At 44.7% G+C, this 246-nt stretch carries 1 pseudogene; it reads right to left on the reverse strand.

The features are described 5' to 3' along the window. Positions 1 to 177: 177 nt before the first annotated feature. A pseudogene (locus V5P19_RS24225) lies at positions 178 to 246 on the reverse strand (transcriptional regulator); the annotation flags it as partial.

The following is a 246-nucleotide window of genomic DNA, read 5'->3' on the forward strand; positions in this document are numbered from 1 at the left end:
GTATAGACCTGAGCAATAGTATTTCTTTGACCTTGTAAATTGTCTCTCCTTGACCTGCGGTTATGACCCTCTTCACATTTCGGGCAAATAATTCGCGAAGATAATTAAGAACTCAGGCCAAAAAAAACCGGCGCAATGGCCGGTTTCCGTTGTTACTCAAGCTTTCAGACGAAGTGATTACTTCGCAGCCTGTGGATCAGTGTCGTATTCAGCACAGGTCTGATAACCGGAGTTGATGACATGTCC

The organism is Enterobacter sp. UNJFSC 003, from assembly GCF_036903355.1.
Taxonomy (GTDB): Bacteria; Pseudomonadota; Gammaproteobacteria; order Enterobacterales; family Enterobacteriaceae; genus Enterobacter.